Source organism: Halomonas sp. N3-2A (assembly GCF_002216165.1).
Lineage (GTDB): Bacteria > Pseudomonadota > Gammaproteobacteria > Pseudomonadales > Halomonadaceae > Vreelandella.
In genome coordinates this window covers 1,215,287-1,232,414 of record NZ_CP022286.1, presented here as the reverse complement: position 1 = coordinate 1,232,414, position 17,128 = coordinate 1,215,287, and the positions used below count along the sequence as shown (strand labels likewise).

Below are 17,128 nucleotides of genomic sequence, written 5' to 3'. Positions count from 1 at the left end.
GGAGCTTACTATGCGCTATAAGGCAATCCGCTATTTATCACTACTTGGCCTTTGCATACAGCTAAGTGCTTGCGCTAGCAGTGTCACACCACCCTCTCGCTACATGCTACCAAGCGAAAATGCAGTGAGTTCGCCAAACCAGCCGATCGGCACACTGCAGGTGCGAGCACCACGTTTAGCACATTATCTGGATGTGGACGGCATCGTCATGCAGCTTGATGACATCACCCTAAATGAAGCCCGCGAACACCAATGGGCTGAAAGTATTGGACGCCAATTAGAACGTGCATTACGTGCTCAACTATCCCAAGAACTCACGTCCATTCAGGTCGTTCATGCTGATGGCAATGCACCTGAAGCGCTCACATTACTACTTGAAGTTGATCAATTTCAGGGGCGGCACGACGGGCGAGCGGTCACCAGTGGCCAATGGCAGTTACGCGGCGCAGATAACAACCTACTTGCGCTAAAAAGTTTTTCTGCAGAGACCGAGCTCCAGCAGGACGGCTACCCTGCTCTCGTTCGCTCACTTGGCGAAAGCTGGGATAAGGTGGCCCTGCAAATCGCCAACGAGATCCGCGAAGGAAATTATTTTCAGATGTGACATCAGTAAGGCATCCAGCCTCTAGGTTAAACGCTGAAATGAAGTATCCATGATATACTAAAGGAGTCATCTTTCAGCATCACCACGTCACCCCCGATTCAAGCCAATGCCTATTTCACCGTCTTGATCGGCAAAAAAATGACCATCGCGGCAGCGTGCTTTATCTGGCAAACTTCGCTGCCGCGAAGGTGTACCATCCTCGCTTTTTGAACATTACGCTCAGTAACGACGACGCCAAGCGGCGTCACTTACTAAGCGATTGCGGAGAACGCATGAGCTTTTCTGAACTTGGTCTGCACGACGATTTACTACGCGCGGTTACCGCGCAGGGCTATACGCAGCCTACCCCTATTCAACAAAAAGCTATACCCGTTGTACTTGAAGGTCGCGACATGCTCGCCAGTGCACAAACTGGCACAGGCAAAACCGCTGGCTTTACGTTGCCCATGTTACAGCGGTTAGCGAATGGCAAGCGCCCCGGCAAACGCCAAGTACGCGCGTTAGTGCTCACGCCTACGCGCGAGCTTGCTGCCCAGGTAGGCGAAAGCGTAACCGCTTACGGCAAGCACCTCTCTTTACGCTCGCATATTATTTTCGGCGGTGTTGGCCAACAGCCACAAGTGGATGCACTCAAAGCGGGGCTTGATGTGTTGGTCGCCACGCCAGGTCGGCTACTAGACTTGCATCAGCAGGGCCACGTGGATCTATCGGCCGTAGAAATCCTGGTGCTCGACGAAGCTGATCGCATGCTCGACATGGGATTCATCCATGATATCAAGCGTCTATTGCGCTTAGTGCCGAAACAGCGTCAAAACCTGCTGTTCTCTGCAACATTCTCCAACGACATACAGTTATTGGCGCAACAGCTGCTCAACAACCCAGCGTTAATAGAAGTCGCACCTCGCAACACGACCGCTGAAAAAATTGAGCAAACCATTTACCGAGTAGATCGTGATAAAAAACGCGAGCTGCTGGCCCATTTAATTCAGCAGCATGGTTGGTTTCAGGTACTCGTTTTCACACGCACCAAACATGGCGCGAACCGCTTAGCAGAGCAGCTCTCTAAGCAAGACATACCCGCCATGGCCATCCATGGCAATAAGAGCCAAGGGGCTAGAACACGTGCACTAGGTGCTTTCAAAAGCGGTGATTTGCAAGTCCTTGTCGCCACTGACATTGCCGCTCGCGGGCTAGATATCAACGAACTTCCCCATGTCGTTAATTTCGACTTACCCAATGTGGCAGAGGACTATGTTCACCGCATTGGACGCACCGGCCGAGCGGGCAGCGATGGAGAAGCAGTTTCGCTCGTATGTGTCGACGAACACGGCTTGCTGAGTGGGATTGAGCGTCTTATCAAGCAAAACCTGCCAAAACGTATCGAACCCGGTTTTGAACCTGATCCCAACGCCAAGCCCGAGCCGATTGAAAATGGCCGCCGCGGTCAGAAGCAGCCCCGCGCCAAGCGTAAACCGGAAGGACAAGCAGCGAACACAGGCGGTGAACGTCGTCGTCGCGCCCGTCGCTAGCCCTTAGCTTAGGAATATGCGAAGGTTGTCGCTTCGCGTATTCCGCTGGCACAGCTTAACTTATTCATGGAGTGATTATGGCGTCGTCTCAACTTATTAACGATTACCGCCAGTGGCTTACCTTTCAACGCCAGGAGCAACTAAGCCGTGAGCACCAAGGTATTTCACAGCGGCTAGAAGATGCCCGGGCATCGGCTGGACAAGTGCTGCAGGCGTATCGCAGCATGGCTGAAAAAGCCTCTACAGAGGGCGCTTGTTATCGCACACTTTTCTTACGTGAACGTAATGATAACGAATCGCTACCCTGTGAAGGATGGTTATTTGTACGACGGGTACTTAGCGAAGAGAGCAGCACGCGAGTACGGGTAACGTTACTGGAAACCTTTACGCTGGAAGACGGCATTATTACACCTGGGGATAAACCTGCACGTAAATTAACCCTCGAAATCTACGACAAGCTGAATATTGATAAGGGGATGCGTACCGAGGTGCGCGTAGACTGCTTAGACACGCAGCAAGATTATCATTTCATTACCCTGCTTGATGCGGTACGCGGCGACTTACGCCCCCACCTCAAGTAAATGTCAGCATGGCTTCTCGTCGCACATACACCTTTATTGTTCTGATGTTCGTAGTAGGGCTTAATTTACGCCCTGCTATGTCATCAGTTGCGCCGCTGCTTTCCCGACTGCAAGAAACTGCAGGGCTAAACCCTGCATCAGCGGGCATTCTAACCACGTTGCCCGTGCTTTTTTTAGGCTTGTCAGCCCCACTTGCTCCTCTACTGGCTAAACAGTTGGGCAGTGAACGGGCCCTGAGCAGTGCACTGCTTTTATTAACCTGCGGTTTAATCTTAAGAGGCATGCCAGTGCCTGGCGCGCTTTTTATTGGCTCAGCAATGGCAGGCAGCGCGATTGGCCTTGCAGGCACCCTTCTACCAGCGCTTGTTAAACGCGAGCTTCCCCACAGCGCCGATCTTCTGACTGGTTTATACACCATGGCGTTATGTTTCGGCGGTGCTTTAGGCGCTGGTCTTAGTGTTCCGCTGATGCAATGGCTAGGCAGCTGGCAGTTGAGTCTAATGAGCTGGTCACTGTTAGCATTAGTAGCCCTGGCACTATGGGTGATCAACATGCCAACGGCCCAACACACCCCACTCAAGCCAAGAAGCTCTTCTTCGCTCGCCCAATTAATGCGTAAGCCACTTACGTGGCATGTCATGCTGTTCATGGGCATTCAGTCTTCCATGGCTTACATTGTGTTTGGTTGGCTGCCCACCTTATTAGTCTACAGAGGCTATGATGAAGCTGCGGCCGGCTGGACAATGGCCATCTCAATCATGTGTCAGCTAGTTTCAGCACTGGGCGCACCTTGGCTAGCCCGCTTAACCCACGATCAACGCCCTGCCTTACTACTAGTTCTTTTTAGCACTGCACTAGGGCTTTGGATGTTGCTTATTGCGCCACTAGCCTGGAAGTGGCCCGGCGCGGTACTTCTTGGTATTGGTCAAGGCGGCAGCTTCAGCTTAGCACTCAGCCTGTTGGTGTTACGAACGGCTAACTCGCGTCTCGCGGGGCAGCTTTCTGGCTTAGTACAGGGTGGCGGCTATACGTTGGCAGCGCTAGGCCCCTTTGGGGTTGGTCTGATGCTGCAAGCCGGAGCAGAGTTAGCCCACATAGCATGGCTGCTTATTCTGCTAATTGCTATTTGTTGCGGATTTGCCTTATTGGCTGGGCGTAACCGCCAATTAGACGATCATAGCGGTGAGTTGTTAGTACATCGCGGTTAGCCGTCGTGCATAGCAATACCTGCCTCAGTTTGCAGAGCCTGTTTCAATAGCATACAGAGGCACGGACACTTAGGCACAGGTACTTAGACACAAGCACTTAGACACACGTACTTAGACACACGTACTTAGACACACGTACTTAGACGCTACGATTGAGAAAGACCCTTTTAGATTCGCCCAATTCAGGAAACGGCTATGAGCATCACTTCTCCCCTGGCAAACGCCGCCCCCACTCAAGAACGTGTGCTGGTCATCTATACTGGCGGCACCATTGGCATGCAGCCAAATGTAAAGGGACTAGCCCCAGGGGGGAACTTTCAAGATCGCATGGCAGACGCACTAAGCCAGCTTCCTATATCGCACCAACATGCTCTTCCCGCTTATGACGTGCTTAGTTATGCATCATTGATCGACTCAAGTGCAGCGACGCCGCTGACTTGGCAACAGATTGCCAACGATATTGCTGCCCACTTAGCCAACTACCGTGGATTTGTCGTTATCCACGGCACGGATACCCTAAGCTGGACCGCGTCGAGTCTTGCCTATCAGCTACAGGGGATTGACCGCCCGGTTGTGTTAACAGGCTCTATGCATCCTCTTGAAATGATTAATAGCGATGCGATCGGCAACCTTTACGGAGCATTAAGGTTTGCTGCAAACGTTGAGTTACAAGAGGTGGCGATCTACTTTTCAAATCGCCTTCTGAGGGGTTCACGAGCGATTAAACAGCATACAGAGTCATTAGATGCGTTTATCTCACCAAGCTACCCCTGCATCGGTGAACGCGTTGGCGAAGACTTCATTTATTACCCAAGTAGAGGTTTAGGGTTTCAACAACGCGGCGCGCCCCGCTTTGAGCTTTCAGACTATCAAGCCGTCTCCGATGGCGCCGTTATCAGACTAGCATTGTGGCCAGGTATATCGCCTTGGCAATTGGAAGCTCTGCTCGGTGATTCGCGCGTTAAGGGGGCTCTACTGCAGCTTTGGGGAGCAGGTAATATACCCAACGACCCTGCACTCATTGATGTCATTGCTAACGCCAGTGGCGAAGGAAAGCTGCTGGCCGCGGTTAGCCAGTGCCCCCAGGGCAGCATTCATATGGGCGAGTACGCAGCGGGCCACGGTCTAGCAGAAGCGGGCCTACTGTCTGGAGATAACATGACGCCGGAAGCCGCTTTCACCAAACTCGTTCACCTACTGGCTCAACCCCTTTCCATGGACATTCGACGCCAGCGATTTTTAACGCCACTTGTCGGCGAGCGCTAAACACCGCACGTCGATCAATTCGCACTGGCGTAGTCACTTATACACGCTATGTTTAAACATACGTTAATAACCAAAAAGGAAAGCAGCGTATGGAACGGCCTGTACACCATTTTAGCGAGCTATTTGAACAACTCGGGCTACGCTCGGATGCAGAGTCCATTGAGCACTTTATTCAGCGCCACTCCCCCCTACCCAAAGAAATGCCGCTCGCAGAGGCTCCCTGCTGGAACGAAGGCCAAGCTGATTTTCTTCGTGAGGCCGTGGAAGATGATGCCGACTGGGCCGAAGTTGTCGACCACCTTGATGCCTCGATGCACAAACGAGCTTGATTGCTGCTGAACACCTCTTTGCGCGCCGCTCACTAACGGCGCCAATGTAGCCATTAACTGTTGAGGCGAGCTTCAACGCGCTCAAGAATTTGCCTGCTCACTTTTCCCACTAATGGCTTTGCAGCACGATTCACCGCTTTTTCCACCAATCGATTACGGATTTCATAACTCAGCGTAAGCGATACCTCTGTCCCCTCCGGCACTTCACGCAATTGATAACGACCTTGGTTTTTAACGCCTTCCAATGATTCCCATGCCAGCACATAAGGTGGCTTGATCTCGGTTACTGCCACATCAAATGACCAATCCATACCCACCGCGTGGACATGCCAGCGATAACGGTTATCGCCTAAGGTATCAATTGATCTAATGAGATCAGAATAGTCAGCAAAATCTTCAACTCGACTCAGCAGTTCAAACACTCTTTCAGGCTGAGCATTAATAATTTCGCTATGTTCTATGGTGGCCATGGATTCATCCCTTACGACTAGAAGGATTAGCTTAGCATGTTGGCCCATGCGCATACCGAACAGAAAATGGTACCAATTGCCGCTACCACTGGCCAGGCAAGCCCGCATTGCGTAAACTGCCGTCCTTCCGGACCGGACCCCGGAATCTCATTTAGCGCGACGCTAAAGCACTCAATAAATTCTCCGGCCAATGAGTAATTATTATGTCGTTACCCCCTACCTCTGGCGCAGACGCGTCATCTACCGTTGTGATTTATTCCGGCGGTATGGACTCCTATACCGTTCTTCACCGCGCAATAAAAGAAGGGCTCGAGGTTCATGCGCTCTCATTTGATTATGGCCAACGCCACGCCAAAGAACTGGACATAGCGAAAGCAGTTTGTAAGCAGCACAATATTCCCCATCAAGTCGTTGATATACGTGCTATTCACGGCTTAATTGATAACTCAGCGCTGACCAACCCAGATATATCAATGCCTGAGGGTGACTACACTGCTGATAACCTCACTACCACCGTTGTCCCTAACCGCAATATGATTCTGCTTTCGTTAGCCATTGCTAAGGCAGTTAATATCGGTGCGGGGCGTGTCGATTACGGCGCCCACAGCGGTGATCATATTCTCTACCCTGACTGCCGCCCTGAATTTGTTCACGCAATGAATCAGGTCGCTGGCATCGCTAATTTTGAACCGATAACGCTGCATGCACCTTATCTAGCATCGAGCAAAGCCGATATCTTGCGCGATGGCTTAGCAATGGGCCTGAACTACCGTGATACCTGGACCTGCTATGAAGGACGCCCACTGGCTTGCGGCAAGTGTGGCAGCTGCCGTGAACGTCTGGCGGCGTTCGCAGCCAACAATACTTCAGACCCACTGGCGTATGAATCGACCCCTGCACAGGTTATCGGCTGATGTATCACGTCAAAGAAGCCTTTTATACCTTGCAGGGCGAAGGTGCTCAGGCAGGCCGTGCCAGCGTGTTTTGCCGCTTTAGCGGCTGCAATTTGTGGTCTGGGCGTGAAATCGATCGCGCCAGCGCAAAATGCTCCTTTTGCGACACCGATTTTATCGGTACGGATGGCATTAACGGTGGGCGCTTTAACACACCACGTGAACTCGCTGATCACATTAAAGCCCTTTGGCCAGTTCATGCGGGGAGAGCAACGCCCTACGTGGTATTCACGGGCGGCGAGCCATTACTCCAGCTTGATACCCCGCTGATCGCACTACTACACAGCGATGGATTTGAAGTGGCTGTTGAAACGAATGGAACGGTCATACCACCGCCAGGAATTGACTGGCTATGTGTTAGCCCGAAGGGCACTAATCCACTGGTGGTCACCCGTGGCGATGAGTTAAAGCTGGTTTTCCCACAATCTGCAGCGCCACCCACTCAATTTGCCAATTTGGACTTCAACCACTTTTTTTTGCAGCCGATGGACCACGGCATAGCGCAGAGAAATCACGCGACGGTTCAGGCAACCACCAAGTATTGCATGGCTAACCCCCAGTGGCGGCTATCGCTTCAAACGCACAAAATTGCAGGATTTGAGTAATGGCGTTATTTGTAAATCGTCTCAGCCATATTGATGTTTCACTGTGGTGCCCTACAAAAGGGTTGGTAGGCTGTAGCTGGCAAGTAGATGCTCAACTGGATGGGGAGCTAGGCGAAGATGGTATGCTTTTTGACTTCGGGGAAGTTAAGCCTTGGATCAAACGCACACTCGATAGTGGCCTAGACCATACGCTGCTCGTACCTGTCAACGCGCCCGGCATTAAGGTTACTGACTGCGCTGAAGGTATCTGCATTAGAACAGCGACTCCTTACGAAATGGAAGTTCGCGGGCCAGCCCAAGCATTTACCTTGCTCCCCTGGGACACCATCACTGTTGAGCGTGTCACCCACTATTTAAGCTCACAGCTGACGAAGCAAGAGCAACGGCCAGCTAATGTCCACAGTGTCACGCTAACGCTGAGTGACGAGCCTATAGACGGCGCTGCCTATGGCTACACTCACGGACTTAAACGGCATCTCGGCAACTGTCAGCGGATTGCTCATGGCCACCGCTCGCGCCTGTTTATCTGGCAGCAGCAGGCACGTCAGCCAGCGCTTGAGCAGCGCTGGGCAGCATGGCTGGATAATCGATATCTGCTTGAACAGGCCGATATTGAAAGCCAGATTGATGAAAAGCTGACTTGCCGTTATCAGTCGGCACAAGGCACATTTTCGATCACACTGCCTCAAGAACGCTGCTGTGTACTGCCCAAGCCGACAACCGTCGAGAATATTGCGTTATGGCTTGCCAAGAGTATTGCAGATCACAGCGGCCATAAAACACTGGTTCAAGCCTTTGAGGGGATTGATAAAGGCGCGACGGCAGAAGCCTCGCCATGAGTAGTCACGTTTTCGCAACAGACACCGCCGCCTGCCGAGCAGGCTGCGGTGCTTGCTGTATTGCACCATCGATCACCTCTTATATACCCGGCATGCCAAATGGCAAGCCGGCGGGCGTTCGATGCGTACAGCTAAGTGATGACAATCTATGCAGGTTATTTGGCGATCCTAGCCGTCCCGCTGTGTGTGAGCGGTTCGACTATGATGCTGATGTGTGTGGCGAGCACCGAGAAGAGGCGCTCGCCACACTTAACTGGCTGGAAACATCAACCCGTTAGTCACCCGCTCAGGTTTCGTTTTCAACACTTACCGCGTGGGGCAACCGTCTATCAAGCAGACTAACCCAGCGAACAAGCACTGGCGCATCACTATGGCTCACTTCACTCAATAAGCGCCTAAATGCTTCTTTGGCCTGCAAGTCGTTTGGTGCAATACGCGTCAACCAAAGCTCGAGCGCTGCAAGCTCCTGATGGCGATTGCCATGCTCCCGGGCCTGATTAATGGCCATTTCAGCCAGCGCTTTCACTTCATTAGCAGGGTGCCCGAGCAAATCACGCACTTTAGCTAACTGCGTTGCCAACTCAGGTAAAAAGAGCGTTGTGCGCTCTTTGGCAATGACCAGACACTGATCCAGATAATCTTCAGCCGCTTTTAACTCGCCAAGCTCAATACATGCATCTGAGTACCATAGGACCGGACGCTGATAGCGATCACGCCCATTCAGCTCTGCCATCTGGTCCAGGCTGTCCCGCACCTGCACTAAGCCCCCTTGATCGCCCGCCAGCGCTCGCTGCCAGCCAAGAATCCCCTGGGCAGAAATCTGCCACAGTTGCAAATCGGGCGTACCCGTCATTGCAGCAGCACGCTCAGCGTGTCGTGCTGCTAGATGTACATGGCCAAGCTGCCGATAAAGCGCGGCGGAAAACATCAACGCCATGGCAAGCGTACCTGGATGGCCAATTTTTTCAGCTAATCGGATCGCGGAAGAGATATGCCGCTCTGCGCGCTGGTAGTCACCACGCAAGCAGAGCGCCCAGCCTTGGAAAGAAGCCGCGGTTACTTGCGGGTGATCAGAGAATGGCAGCCATTCAATCATCATTTGCGCATTGAGCGGGTCAATTTCGTCCAGGTGGTCATGCGCTTGCTGAATGCGTCCAGCCCAGTATTCGCAATGCGCCCGCGCATAATCTGCCAGCCTTTGGTAGCGCGGATCCTCTAAACGCCCAGCAATGTCTGCCAGCGTCGAGGCGAGTGCAAATGCATCGGCGTGGGCATAGCGCTGACTTCGGCCAACCCATAAGCCCCACTTAACCAAAAATATTTGCTCAAGGTCTTCGGGATCTTCCGTGGCGGCGCCACCCGACTGGCGGAGCAACTCCCTCGCACGCACGAAGCTCTCATGCGCAGTGGGCGAACCATGCCCCTCTAAGGCGAAGGCCGCTTGGCCACGCACGGTCAGCAGACTCACTTCGCGCTCAACTTCATGATCGACATGACGCAGGCTAGCAAGTCCGAAGTCTGCCATGCGCAGTGCCGTACGGTTAGCGCTCACCTTGAGGGCTTCCCGCGCGGCCAGTTCAAAGTAACGAGCGCCCCTGGCGTAGTGGCCGCTGCGGCGTAGGTGGGTTGCAAAATCTCCTGGGTGGCGGCTAATCCATACAGGGAAGCGCTCTTCAATCAGCGTGACTACCTGCTGATGAAGCTTAACCCGCACATCCCTAGGGCACGAAAGATAAGCGGCTTCTTGCAGCAGTTGGTGGCTAAACTGATGCTCTGGCTCCCCCCCGTCTTTATCCACTGGCTCGATAATTTCCAGTTGACGCATGTGCTCAATTGCTTGGCACAGCCGCGGCTTTTCCCAACCACTGCACTCTTGCAGAAAATCAAGACGGAAACGCTTGCCTAATACCGCCGCTACGTGGGCAATTTCCCGATCACCCTCCAACTGGTCAATTCGGCTAGCCAGCAGTCCTAACAACCCTTTGGGCAGCTCATCAAACTGTACACTGCGACCTTCACGGCGATCCATATCTAAACGCCGACAAATCTCTTGCATATACAGCGGCACCCCGTCGCAACGCTCAATGATTTGATTGCGTAGCCGTGGGCTTAAATGAATGCGATACCGGCGGGATAACTGAGAAAGCAAGCGAGACGACTGTTGCGCATCCAGCCTTCCAAGCGTAATTTGCTGATCCCAGTGCAATTTGACCGGAAGTGACTCTCGGCCATGGTGACTGGCGACTAGCATGAAGGCTGTATTGATCGGCAACCGAGCTTGTAACCCTGCCAACACCTTGAATGAAGGTTCATCAAGCCATTGCAGATCATCAATCATCAGTACCAATGTCCGTGAACTGGCCAGATGATCGATTAAGCGGTGTAACAGCTTTACAACTAGCTCAATAGCCTCACCATTCTGAGTTAACTGAGCAACTTCTTGAACATCACGCACACCGAGCGCTTCTTCAAGCAATTGCTGACGCTCATCCTCCAGAGGCTCTAAGGAGAGCGTTTCTTGCAATTGACGAACAGCTTCACAAGTTGGCGTTGCTTCAACATACCAAGCGAGCAGAGTACGTGCGACACCGTAGGGCTCTAGCACCGATAGCCGCGTCGTTGGCTGCCAACAAATGGCAGCATCACGACTCAGTTCTAACTGGCGAAACCCCACCATTAGCGCAGACTTACCCATCCCGGATGCACCACGTACTAGCACGCTCTGGCGCAAACCAATGCCAGCCCTCGCCAGCGCGTCTCTTAGCGTGCGTAGTGATGTTTCTCGACCCACTAAACTGGGAGGTAGCGCATCCCTACCGCCCTCATTTACTCCCAGGACTAACGCTCTCAAGCGGACGCGGCCATCGCTAGCCACTAAGCGAGATACCAACCGCGGTTGCAAATCAAGTGCAGGCGGCATGTGCTGGCTGGCTTCTTGAGAAATTACCAACTCACTGCCTTCTGCGGCACTCATTAACTCCAGCGATACTTGGGTTACTTGGCCAAGCGGGTCAGCTAGCTGACGTTCAGGTAGATAAACCACTCTTCCGCTATTAAGACCTGCGGCGAGCTCAAATTTTGGAGGATCACCATCACCGACCCAGTGGCGCTGGGACTCTAAAGGCAACGCCAGACGGCAGTGCTCATAAAGCGCAACCAGCTCTGCCAACTGATGAGCCGGTCCATGGGTACCAAAGCAGGCCAAGCCAAGCCCACCTGTTGCGCCCGGCAACCAGAAGCCACCCAAGTGATGACACTGCTGTTCTAACCAGCGCAGTAGCTCTAATTGAAGCGCCAAGCAGTTTCGGGTAGCCGCGCGATCTTGCCAATCACCTTGTAACTTAAGCCGGATAGCCATCACAGATAACTGGCGCAGCTCAATTTCATCTTCGCGAAGAGGCTTACTATCCGCGGCCAACACGCGCGAAAAAGCGCCTTGCGGGCTCAATACACGCGGGTCATGGTGACCATCTGACCAATAATTAGCTAACTGTAGAAAGCTCGGTTCGGGCTGCTGTCCAGAAAGCGCTAACAACTGTAAATAGCTGTTGTACTGTTCATGGGCAGCCGCCATCTGATTTTTCTCGGCCAACTGACGTACCAGACGTTCATGAAATGGACCGTAGCCAGAAAAGCGACTGACTAAACCTTCCAATAGATTGTCAGGTACATCTGCGTGAGCATCCAGCACCTGTTCAGCGAAACGAATAACACGCTGACGCCACTCATTGCGCACCTGAACTAACCAGCGTTGAAATTCGCTGCAGTTGGCAAGCTGGAGTTCTTCTATCAAATCCCCCTGATAACACGACATCACCTCTTCGAGGTTCGCCAAATCTCGAGGGCCTTCCAACAATTGCTGTAATTCGTGCAAGTCAACCCGCCAGTGGGCGGGCAACTGAAAAGCGATGGTCTGGCGGGATACGTTCAACACTTGCTCGGCATTGTCCCCCATCGACTGACGCAGACAGTGAAGCGCATGACGTAGGTTGGTTCTGCCCGATGACAGCCCCTGGTCTGGCCAAAGCAACTCTGCGAGGGAAGCTCGGTTGACCGGCTGTCGGTGCAGCAACAAATAAACGAGCAGCGCTTTTACCTTGTCATAACTGAAGTGCGTCAGCACATCTTCTCCTTGTGATAAAGAGAAATGGCCAAACAGGGTCAGTTGGTCTGTCTCACGAGCATCGCGCATGATACATATCCTACCTAGACTAGCGGTGGCTTAAGCAGGCACACCGCTATGAAAACGAAAAGCCGTATCTGGCGAAGTAATCAACTCCGCTTCACGCGCCACAAAAAAGGCGATTCTGTCATCTATTGATGCCGATGTTTGCTGTCTTGCAAGCAGCAAATAGTCTTCAAAGTGACGGCCTTCTGACTTCACTAACGTGCGATAGAACTTGGCAAGCTCTTCATCTAAATAAGGAATTAAGCGCGCAAAGCGCTCGCAGCTACGTGCTTCAATGAGCGCACCAATAATTAACACATCAATTAAACGGTCAGGATCATTGCTACGCACATGCTTGCGCAAGCCTTCGGCATAGCGTGACGCAGTAAGGTGACTATACGCCACGCCTCGCTTCTCCATTAAGCCAACTACCTGCTCGAAATGCAGTAGTTCTTCTCGAGCCAGTTGCGACATCTTGCTTAATAGTAACGGCTGATCAACGTAACGATAGAGCAAGCTCATTGCCGTTGAAGCGGCTTTTTTCTCACACTGAGCATGATCAACAAGAAGTATCTCTGGGTTATCCAGCGCCCATTGCAGCCAAGCATCAGGCGTTGAGCAAGCAAGAAACTGATGGAGACATTCTGGCAGTAAATCATCCGCTTGAAGCGCATGACCTACAGGTTGCAACATATTTAATTGTATCGACATAACACCATTACCAAGCGCTTATCTCACTATTGTACAACATATAAACGCCCTGGGCGTTTGTTCCCTGCCATTACGCTCGCTGTTGAAAGAGCCGTAACAACACTTTTTATATAGCACATATCTAATATAAAATTACGCTTATATTGAAGCTCCACACCACAATACCCGCGATTCAGCTGTCGTAGTGATAATAATACGACGAAATAATCAAACAGTATGGTAACGCGGCATCACAATAATCACACGCGCCCTCACCCTCAATTACGCCTGTTCGGTAAAAAACTTCCACCCGCTGGATTAATTAAGAAAAAAACGCGCTATTAAGAAACCCTACACCATCTCCTCAACATAAAGTACAAGGCCCTCAGGAGCTTGCCGCCTTAACATTGTCGACAGTTTCCCGTAGAATCCACCTCATCCACCAGACGCTGTTTGTCAAGCGTATGTCACGTGTCCGGGCACATACTCAATACCGTGTGGGTATGCGCTCGTCACCATTAAGAAGATGAGAGGGCCCCAACGTGCTTGAAGCTTACCGCCAACATGTCGAGGAACGCGCTGCAGAGGGCGTACCGCCCAAGCCCCTGAACGCCGAACAAGTCGCTGCCTTACTTGAGCTACTTAAAAATCCGCCGGCCGGTGAAGAAGAGTTTATTCTTGACCTAATCACCAACCGAGTCCCCCCAGGCGTTGATGAAGCTGCTTATGTAAAAGCAGGTTTCTTAACCGCGATTGCTAAAGGTGAAGCCACCTCTCCGCTGATCGATAAGATCCATGCCGTCAAACTTCTCGGCACCATGCAAGGCGGTTATAACATCGTCTCCATGGTCGAACTATTAGACAATGAAGAACTTGCTCGTGAAGCTGGCGAACAGCTCAAGCATACCCTTCTCATGTTTGATGCGTTCCATGACGTTGAAGAGCGCGCCAAAAATGGCAATGCTGTTGCTAAAGACGTTATTCAGTCTTGGGCTGCTGCAGAGTGGTTCCTCTCCAAGCCTGCACTGGAAGAGAAAATCACCTTAACCGTCTTTAAGGTTCCTGGCGAAACCAATACTGACGACCTCTCTCCTGCGCCTGACGCATGGTCGCGCCCAGACATCCCGCTGCATGCCAATGCCATGCTCAAAAACGAGCGCGAAGGTATTGAACCCGAAGTGCAAGGCACGACTGGCCCGCTGAAACAAATTGAAGAAGTTAAAGCGAAAGGCTTCCCCGTTGCCTATGTGGGCGACGTCGTTGGTACTGGCTCTTCACGCAAGTCCGCCACTAACTCTGTACTCTGGTTCTTCGGCGACGACATTCCTTACGTGCCCAACAAGCGCGCTGGCGGCTTCTGTTTTGGTGCCAAGATCGCCCCGATCTTCTTCAATACTATGGAAGATTCTGGTGCACTGCCGGTTGAAATGGATGTTGCCAAACTGGAAATGGGCGACATCATTGATGTCTATCCATACGAAGGTAAAGTGTGCAAGCACGGTACCGACGAAGTACTGACAACCTTCGAACTTAAAACCCAACTGATTCTTGACGAAGTGCGCGCAGGTGGACGCATTCCGCTGATTATCGGTCGCGGTTTAACCGGTAAAGCGCGTGAATCGCTAGGCCTTGAGCCTTCTGATGTTTTCCGCCTGCCAGACCAGCCGGTTGATACTGGTAAGGGCTTCACCCTTGCTCAAAAAATGGTCGGTAAAGCGTGTGGCCTGGACGGCGTACGCCCCGGCATGTACTGCGAGCCGAAGATGACCACCGTTGGCTCTCAGGACACAACCGGGCCGATGACCCGTGACGAGCTGAAAGACTTAGCGTGCCTTGGTTTCCAGGCCGACTTGGTCATGCAGTCATTCTGTCACACTGCGGCCTATCCAAAGCCTGTCGATGTGGATACTCACCACACACTGCCTGACTTCATCATGAACCGTGGCGGCGTCTCTCTTCGCCCCGGCGACGGCATCATCCACAGCTGGCTGAACCGTATGCTGCTGCCCGACACAGTGGGTACCGGCGGTGACTCTCACACCCGTTTCCCGCTGGGCATTTCGTTCCCAGCAGGTTCTGGTCTGGTAGCGTTTGCTGCTGCGACTGGCGTTATGCCGCTGGACATGCCGGAATCCGTACTGGTGCGCTTTAAAGGTGAGCGCCAGCCGGGCGTGACACTGCGCGACCTGGTTCACGCTATTCCCCTCTACGCCATCAAGCAGGGACTGCTAACCGTTGAGAAATCCGGCAAGAAGAACGCTTTCTCTGGCCGTGTATTGGAAATTGAAGGTCTTGAAGACCTGACCGTCGAGCAAGCTTTCGAGCTTTCCGACGCTTCAGCAGAGCGCAGTGCAGCAGGTTGTACAATCACCCTGTCTGAAGAAAGTGTCACCGAGTACCTTAAATCCAACATCACACTGCTGAAGTGGATGATTGCGAATGGCTACGGTGACGAACGCACTATCAGCCGTCGTATCGAAGGTATGGAAGCATGGCTTGATAACCCAAGCTTGATGCGTGCTGACAAAGATGCTGACTACGCCGAAGTCATCGAAATTGATTTGAGCGAAATTAAAGAACCCGTTCTTTGTGCGCCTAATGATCCAGATGATGCTCGTCTGCTATCAGACGTTGCTGGCGAAAAAATTGATGAAGTATTTATCGGTTCGTGCATGACCAACATTGGCCACTTCCGTGCAGCCGGTAAACTACTTGAAAAACAGCCTGCGGGCAGCCTGAAAACGCGCCTTTGGCTGGCACCGCCGACCAAAATGGATCAGCACCAGCTTACCGAAGAAGGCTATTACGGCATTTATGGCCGTGCTGGCGCCCGCATGGAAATGCCGGGATGTTCACTGTGTATGGGTAACCAGGCACGCGTTGCAGCGAAAAGCACTGTTGTGTCTACGTCTACACGTAACTTCCCGAACCGCTTAGGTGATGGTGCAAATGTATACCTCGCCTCAGCGGAACTCGCAGCCGTCGCTGCCGTGGAAGGCCGCCTTCCAACCGTGGAAGAGTACCAGCGCTATATGAGTGAATTTGACGCACTCGCTGGAGAAATATATCGTTACATGAACTTCCACGAAATCGAGGAGTATCAAAAAATCGCCTCGAACGTGATTCCGGTTGCCCAAGAAGCTTAATGCTCTTTGCAGTACCGAGAACTTATCGCCGATGCTCGCAACATCGCAAGAAGGATGACAATGTCTCCTTTTTGAGCCGATGACCGAACGCCCCAACCTGCTTGCAGGCTGGGGCGTTTTTTTATGGCCGCCTGACTTTCAACAATGGATCTTCATGGGCTAATTTTGAAGATAATGCTTCATAGGAGCGTGTAATGACATATGCAACCCCTGTTGTCACACCAGATTTATGTGATGCGAATCCTGACGTAATAGTACTTGAACCGATGTTTGCTAATTATGGTGGCGTCGACAGTTTTTACGGCCCTATTCGTACCGTTAAGTGTTTTGAAGACAACTCAATGGTTAAGCAAGCTGTTGCCGAACCAGGTGATGGTGCAGTGCTAGTTGTGGATGCTGGCGGGTCACACCGCTGTGCCATGCTTGGTGATATGCTCGCCGAGCAAGCCGCTAAAAATGGCTGGGCTGGTGTGGTGATGTATGGCTGTGTACGAGACGTCGATATTCTTGTCACACTGCCACTTGGCGTTCAAGCGTTAGGCAACCATCCGCGCAAGAGCGAAAAGCGCGGCGAAGGACAACGCGATATACCTATTACCTTTGCAGGCGCCACGTTACACACTGGACAATGGCTTTACGCAGATAACAACGGCATTATTATCGCCGAAAAACCGCTTGAGCTCTCCTAAGGCAAGGGCTTGCCAGGTGTGGTACTTAGTGCCACCCTGGTAATTCAACTC

The 17,128-nt window shown here is 52.2% G+C and carries 15 protein-coding genes; 12 read left to right on the top strand and 3 right to left on the bottom strand.

Annotated features, from left to right (window positions below):
- Positions 1-10: 10 nt before the first annotated feature.
- From CEK60_RS05770 to CEK60_RS05745, 6 genes are all read left to right on the top strand, one after another.
- A complete protein-coding gene (locus CEK60_RS05770) occupies positions 11-604 on the top strand; it encodes a PqiC family protein (protein ID WP_089038217.1) in 594 nt (197 codons plus the stop codon).
- 272 nt (positions 605-876) lie between these two features.
- A complete protein-coding gene (locus CEK60_RS05765) occupies positions 877-2,133 on the top strand; it encodes a DEAD/DEAH box helicase (RefSeq protein WP_089038216.1) in 1,257 nt (418 codons plus the stop codon).
- Between the two features lie 77 nt (positions 2,134-2,210).
- On the top strand, positions 2,211-2,714 hold the full coding sequence (locus CEK60_RS05760; protein WP_038483828.1) for a hypothetical protein: 504 nt from the start codon (positions 2,211-2,213) through the stop codon (positions 2,712-2,714).
- 8 nt (positions 2,715-2,722) lie between these two features.
- Positions 2,723-3,922: an MFS transporter gene (locus tag CEK60_RS05755; protein ID WP_089038215.1), complete on the top strand. Its 1,200-nt coding sequence runs from the start codon at positions 2,723-2,725 to the stop codon at positions 3,920-3,922.
- Positions 3,923-4,117: 195 nt separating this feature from the next.
- Entirely contained in the window at positions 4,118-5,188 is a 1,071-nt protein-coding gene (locus tag CEK60_RS05750) for an asparaginase (RefSeq protein ID WP_089038214.1), read from the top strand.
- Between the two features lie 89 nt (positions 5,189-5,277).
- The gene (locus tag CEK60_RS05745; RefSeq protein WP_038483819.1) at positions 5,278-5,517 is read left to right on the top strand and encodes a DUF2789 domain-containing protein; all 240 of its coding nucleotides are present in this window, start codon (positions 5,278-5,280) and stop codon (positions 5,515-5,517) included.
- 53 nt (positions 5,518-5,570) lie between these two features.
- Here the strand turns inward: CEK60_RS05745 and CEK60_RS05740 are convergent, their stop codons facing one another.
- A complete protein-coding gene (locus tag CEK60_RS05740) occupies positions 5,571-5,987 on the bottom strand; it encodes an SRPBCC family protein (protein WP_038483816.1) in 417 nt (138 codons plus the stop codon).
- Between the two features lie 203 nt (positions 5,988-6,190).
- Here CEK60_RS05740 and queC point away from each other — a divergent pair, with 203 nt between their 5' ends.
- From queC to CEK60_RS05720, 4 genes are read left to right on the top strand one after another with little or no spacing between them, the layout of a single operon-like run.
- Positions 6,191-6,901, top strand: coding sequence for a 7-cyano-7-deazaguanine synthase QueC (queC, locus tag CEK60_RS05735; RefSeq protein WP_089038213.1), 711 nt, complete (start codon positions 6,191-6,193; stop codon positions 6,899-6,901).
- Positions 6,901-7,545 carry a 7-carboxy-7-deazaguanine synthase gene (queE, locus tag CEK60_RS05730; protein WP_089038212.1) on the top strand — a complete coding sequence of 215 codons (645 nt, stop codon included), beginning with the start codon at positions 6,901-6,903 and terminating at the stop codon, positions 7,543-7,545. The genes queC and queE overlap by 1 nt, the downstream gene beginning before the upstream one ends.
- Entirely contained in the window at positions 7,545-8,384 is an 840-nt protein-coding gene (locus CEK60_RS05725; RefSeq protein WP_089038211.1) for a 6-pyruvoyl trahydropterin synthase family protein, read from the top strand. The genes queE and CEK60_RS05725 overlap by 1 nt, the downstream gene beginning before the upstream one ends.
- Entirely contained in the window at positions 8,381-8,662 is a 282-nt protein-coding gene (locus CEK60_RS05720) for a YkgJ family cysteine cluster protein (RefSeq protein ID WP_089038210.1), read from the top strand. Before CEK60_RS05725 ends, CEK60_RS05720 begins: the two co-directional genes overlap by 4 nt.
- Positions 8,663-8,670: 8 nt before the next feature.
- Here CEK60_RS05720 and CEK60_RS05715 read toward each other — a convergent pair whose 3' ends face one another.
- Both CEK60_RS05715 and miaE read right to left on the bottom strand, forming a co-directional pair.
- The gene (locus CEK60_RS05715; protein WP_089038209.1) at positions 8,671-12,576 is read right to left on the bottom strand and encodes an AAA family ATPase; all 3,906 of its coding nucleotides are present in this window, start codon (positions 12,574-12,576) and stop codon (positions 8,671-8,673) included.
- A gap of 30 nt (positions 12,577-12,606) precedes the next feature.
- On the bottom strand, positions 12,607-13,263 hold the full coding sequence (miaE, locus tag CEK60_RS05710) for a tRNA-(ms[2]io[6]A)-hydroxylase (protein ID WP_089038208.1): 657 nt from the start codon (positions 13,261-13,263) through the stop codon (positions 12,607-12,609).
- A gap of 521 nt (positions 13,264-13,784) precedes the next feature.
- On the opposite strand from miaE, the gene acnB reads away from it, so the two are divergent.
- Positions 13,785-16,388, top strand: coding sequence for a bifunctional aconitate hydratase 2/2-methylisocitrate dehydratase (gene acnB / locus CEK60_RS05705; RefSeq protein WP_089038207.1), 2,604 nt, complete (start codon positions 13,785-13,787; stop codon positions 16,386-16,388).
- Between the two features lie 194 nt (positions 16,389-16,582).
- Entirely contained in the window at positions 16,583-17,077 is a 495-nt protein-coding gene (gene rraA, locus CEK60_RS05700; protein WP_038483805.1) for a ribonuclease E activity regulator RraA, read from the top strand.
- Positions 17,078-17,128 lie beyond the last annotated feature (51 nt).

Bases quoted from the DNA above. Each gene is read 5' to 3' on its own strand.
- CEK60_RS05770 (WP_089038217.1), top strand. From the start codon at position 11: ATGCGCTATAAGGCAATCCGCTATTTATCACTACTTGGCCTTTGCATA.
- CEK60_RS05765 (WP_089038216.1), top strand. From the start codon at position 877: ATGAGCTTTTCTGAACTTGGTCTGCACGACGATTTACTACGCGCGGTT.
- CEK60_RS05760 (WP_038483828.1), top strand. From the start codon at position 2,211: ATGGCGTCGTCTCAACTTATTAACGATTACCGCCAGTGGCTTACCTTT.
- CEK60_RS05755 (WP_089038215.1), top strand. From the start codon at position 2,723: ATGGCTTCTCGTCGCACATACACCTTTATTGTTCTGATGTTCGTAGTA.
- CEK60_RS05750 (WP_089038214.1), top strand. From the start codon at position 4,118: ATGAGCATCACTTCTCCCCTGGCAAACGCCGCCCCCACTCAAGAACGT.
- CEK60_RS05745 (WP_038483819.1), top strand. From the start codon at position 5,278: ATGGAACGGCCTGTACACCATTTTAGCGAGCTATTTGAACAACTCGGG.
- CEK60_RS05740 (WP_038483816.1), bottom strand. From the start codon at position 5,987: ATGGCCACCATAGAACATAGCGAAATTATTAATGCTCAGCCTGAAAGA.
- queC (WP_089038213.1), top strand. From the start codon at position 6,191: ATGTCGTTACCCCCTACCTCTGGCGCAGACGCGTCATCTACCGTTGTG.
- queE (WP_089038212.1), top strand. From the start codon at position 6,901: ATGTATCACGTCAAAGAAGCCTTTTATACCTTGCAGGGCGAAGGTGCT.
- CEK60_RS05725 (WP_089038211.1), top strand. From the start codon at position 7,545: ATGGCGTTATTTGTAAATCGTCTCAGCCATATTGATGTTTCACTGTGG.
- CEK60_RS05720 (WP_089038210.1), top strand. From the start codon at position 8,381: ATGAGTAGTCACGTTTTCGCAACAGACACCGCCGCCTGCCGAGCAGGC.
- CEK60_RS05715 (WP_089038209.1), bottom strand. From the start codon at position 12,576: ATGCGCGATGCTCGTGAGACAGACCAACTGACCCTGTTTGGCCATTTC.
- miaE (WP_089038208.1), bottom strand. From the start codon at position 13,263: ATGTCGATACAATTAAATATGTTGCAACCTGTAGGTCATGCGCTTCAA.
- rraA (WP_038483805.1), top strand. From the start codon at position 16,583: ATGACATATGCAACCCCTGTTGTCACACCAGATTTATGTGATGCGAAT.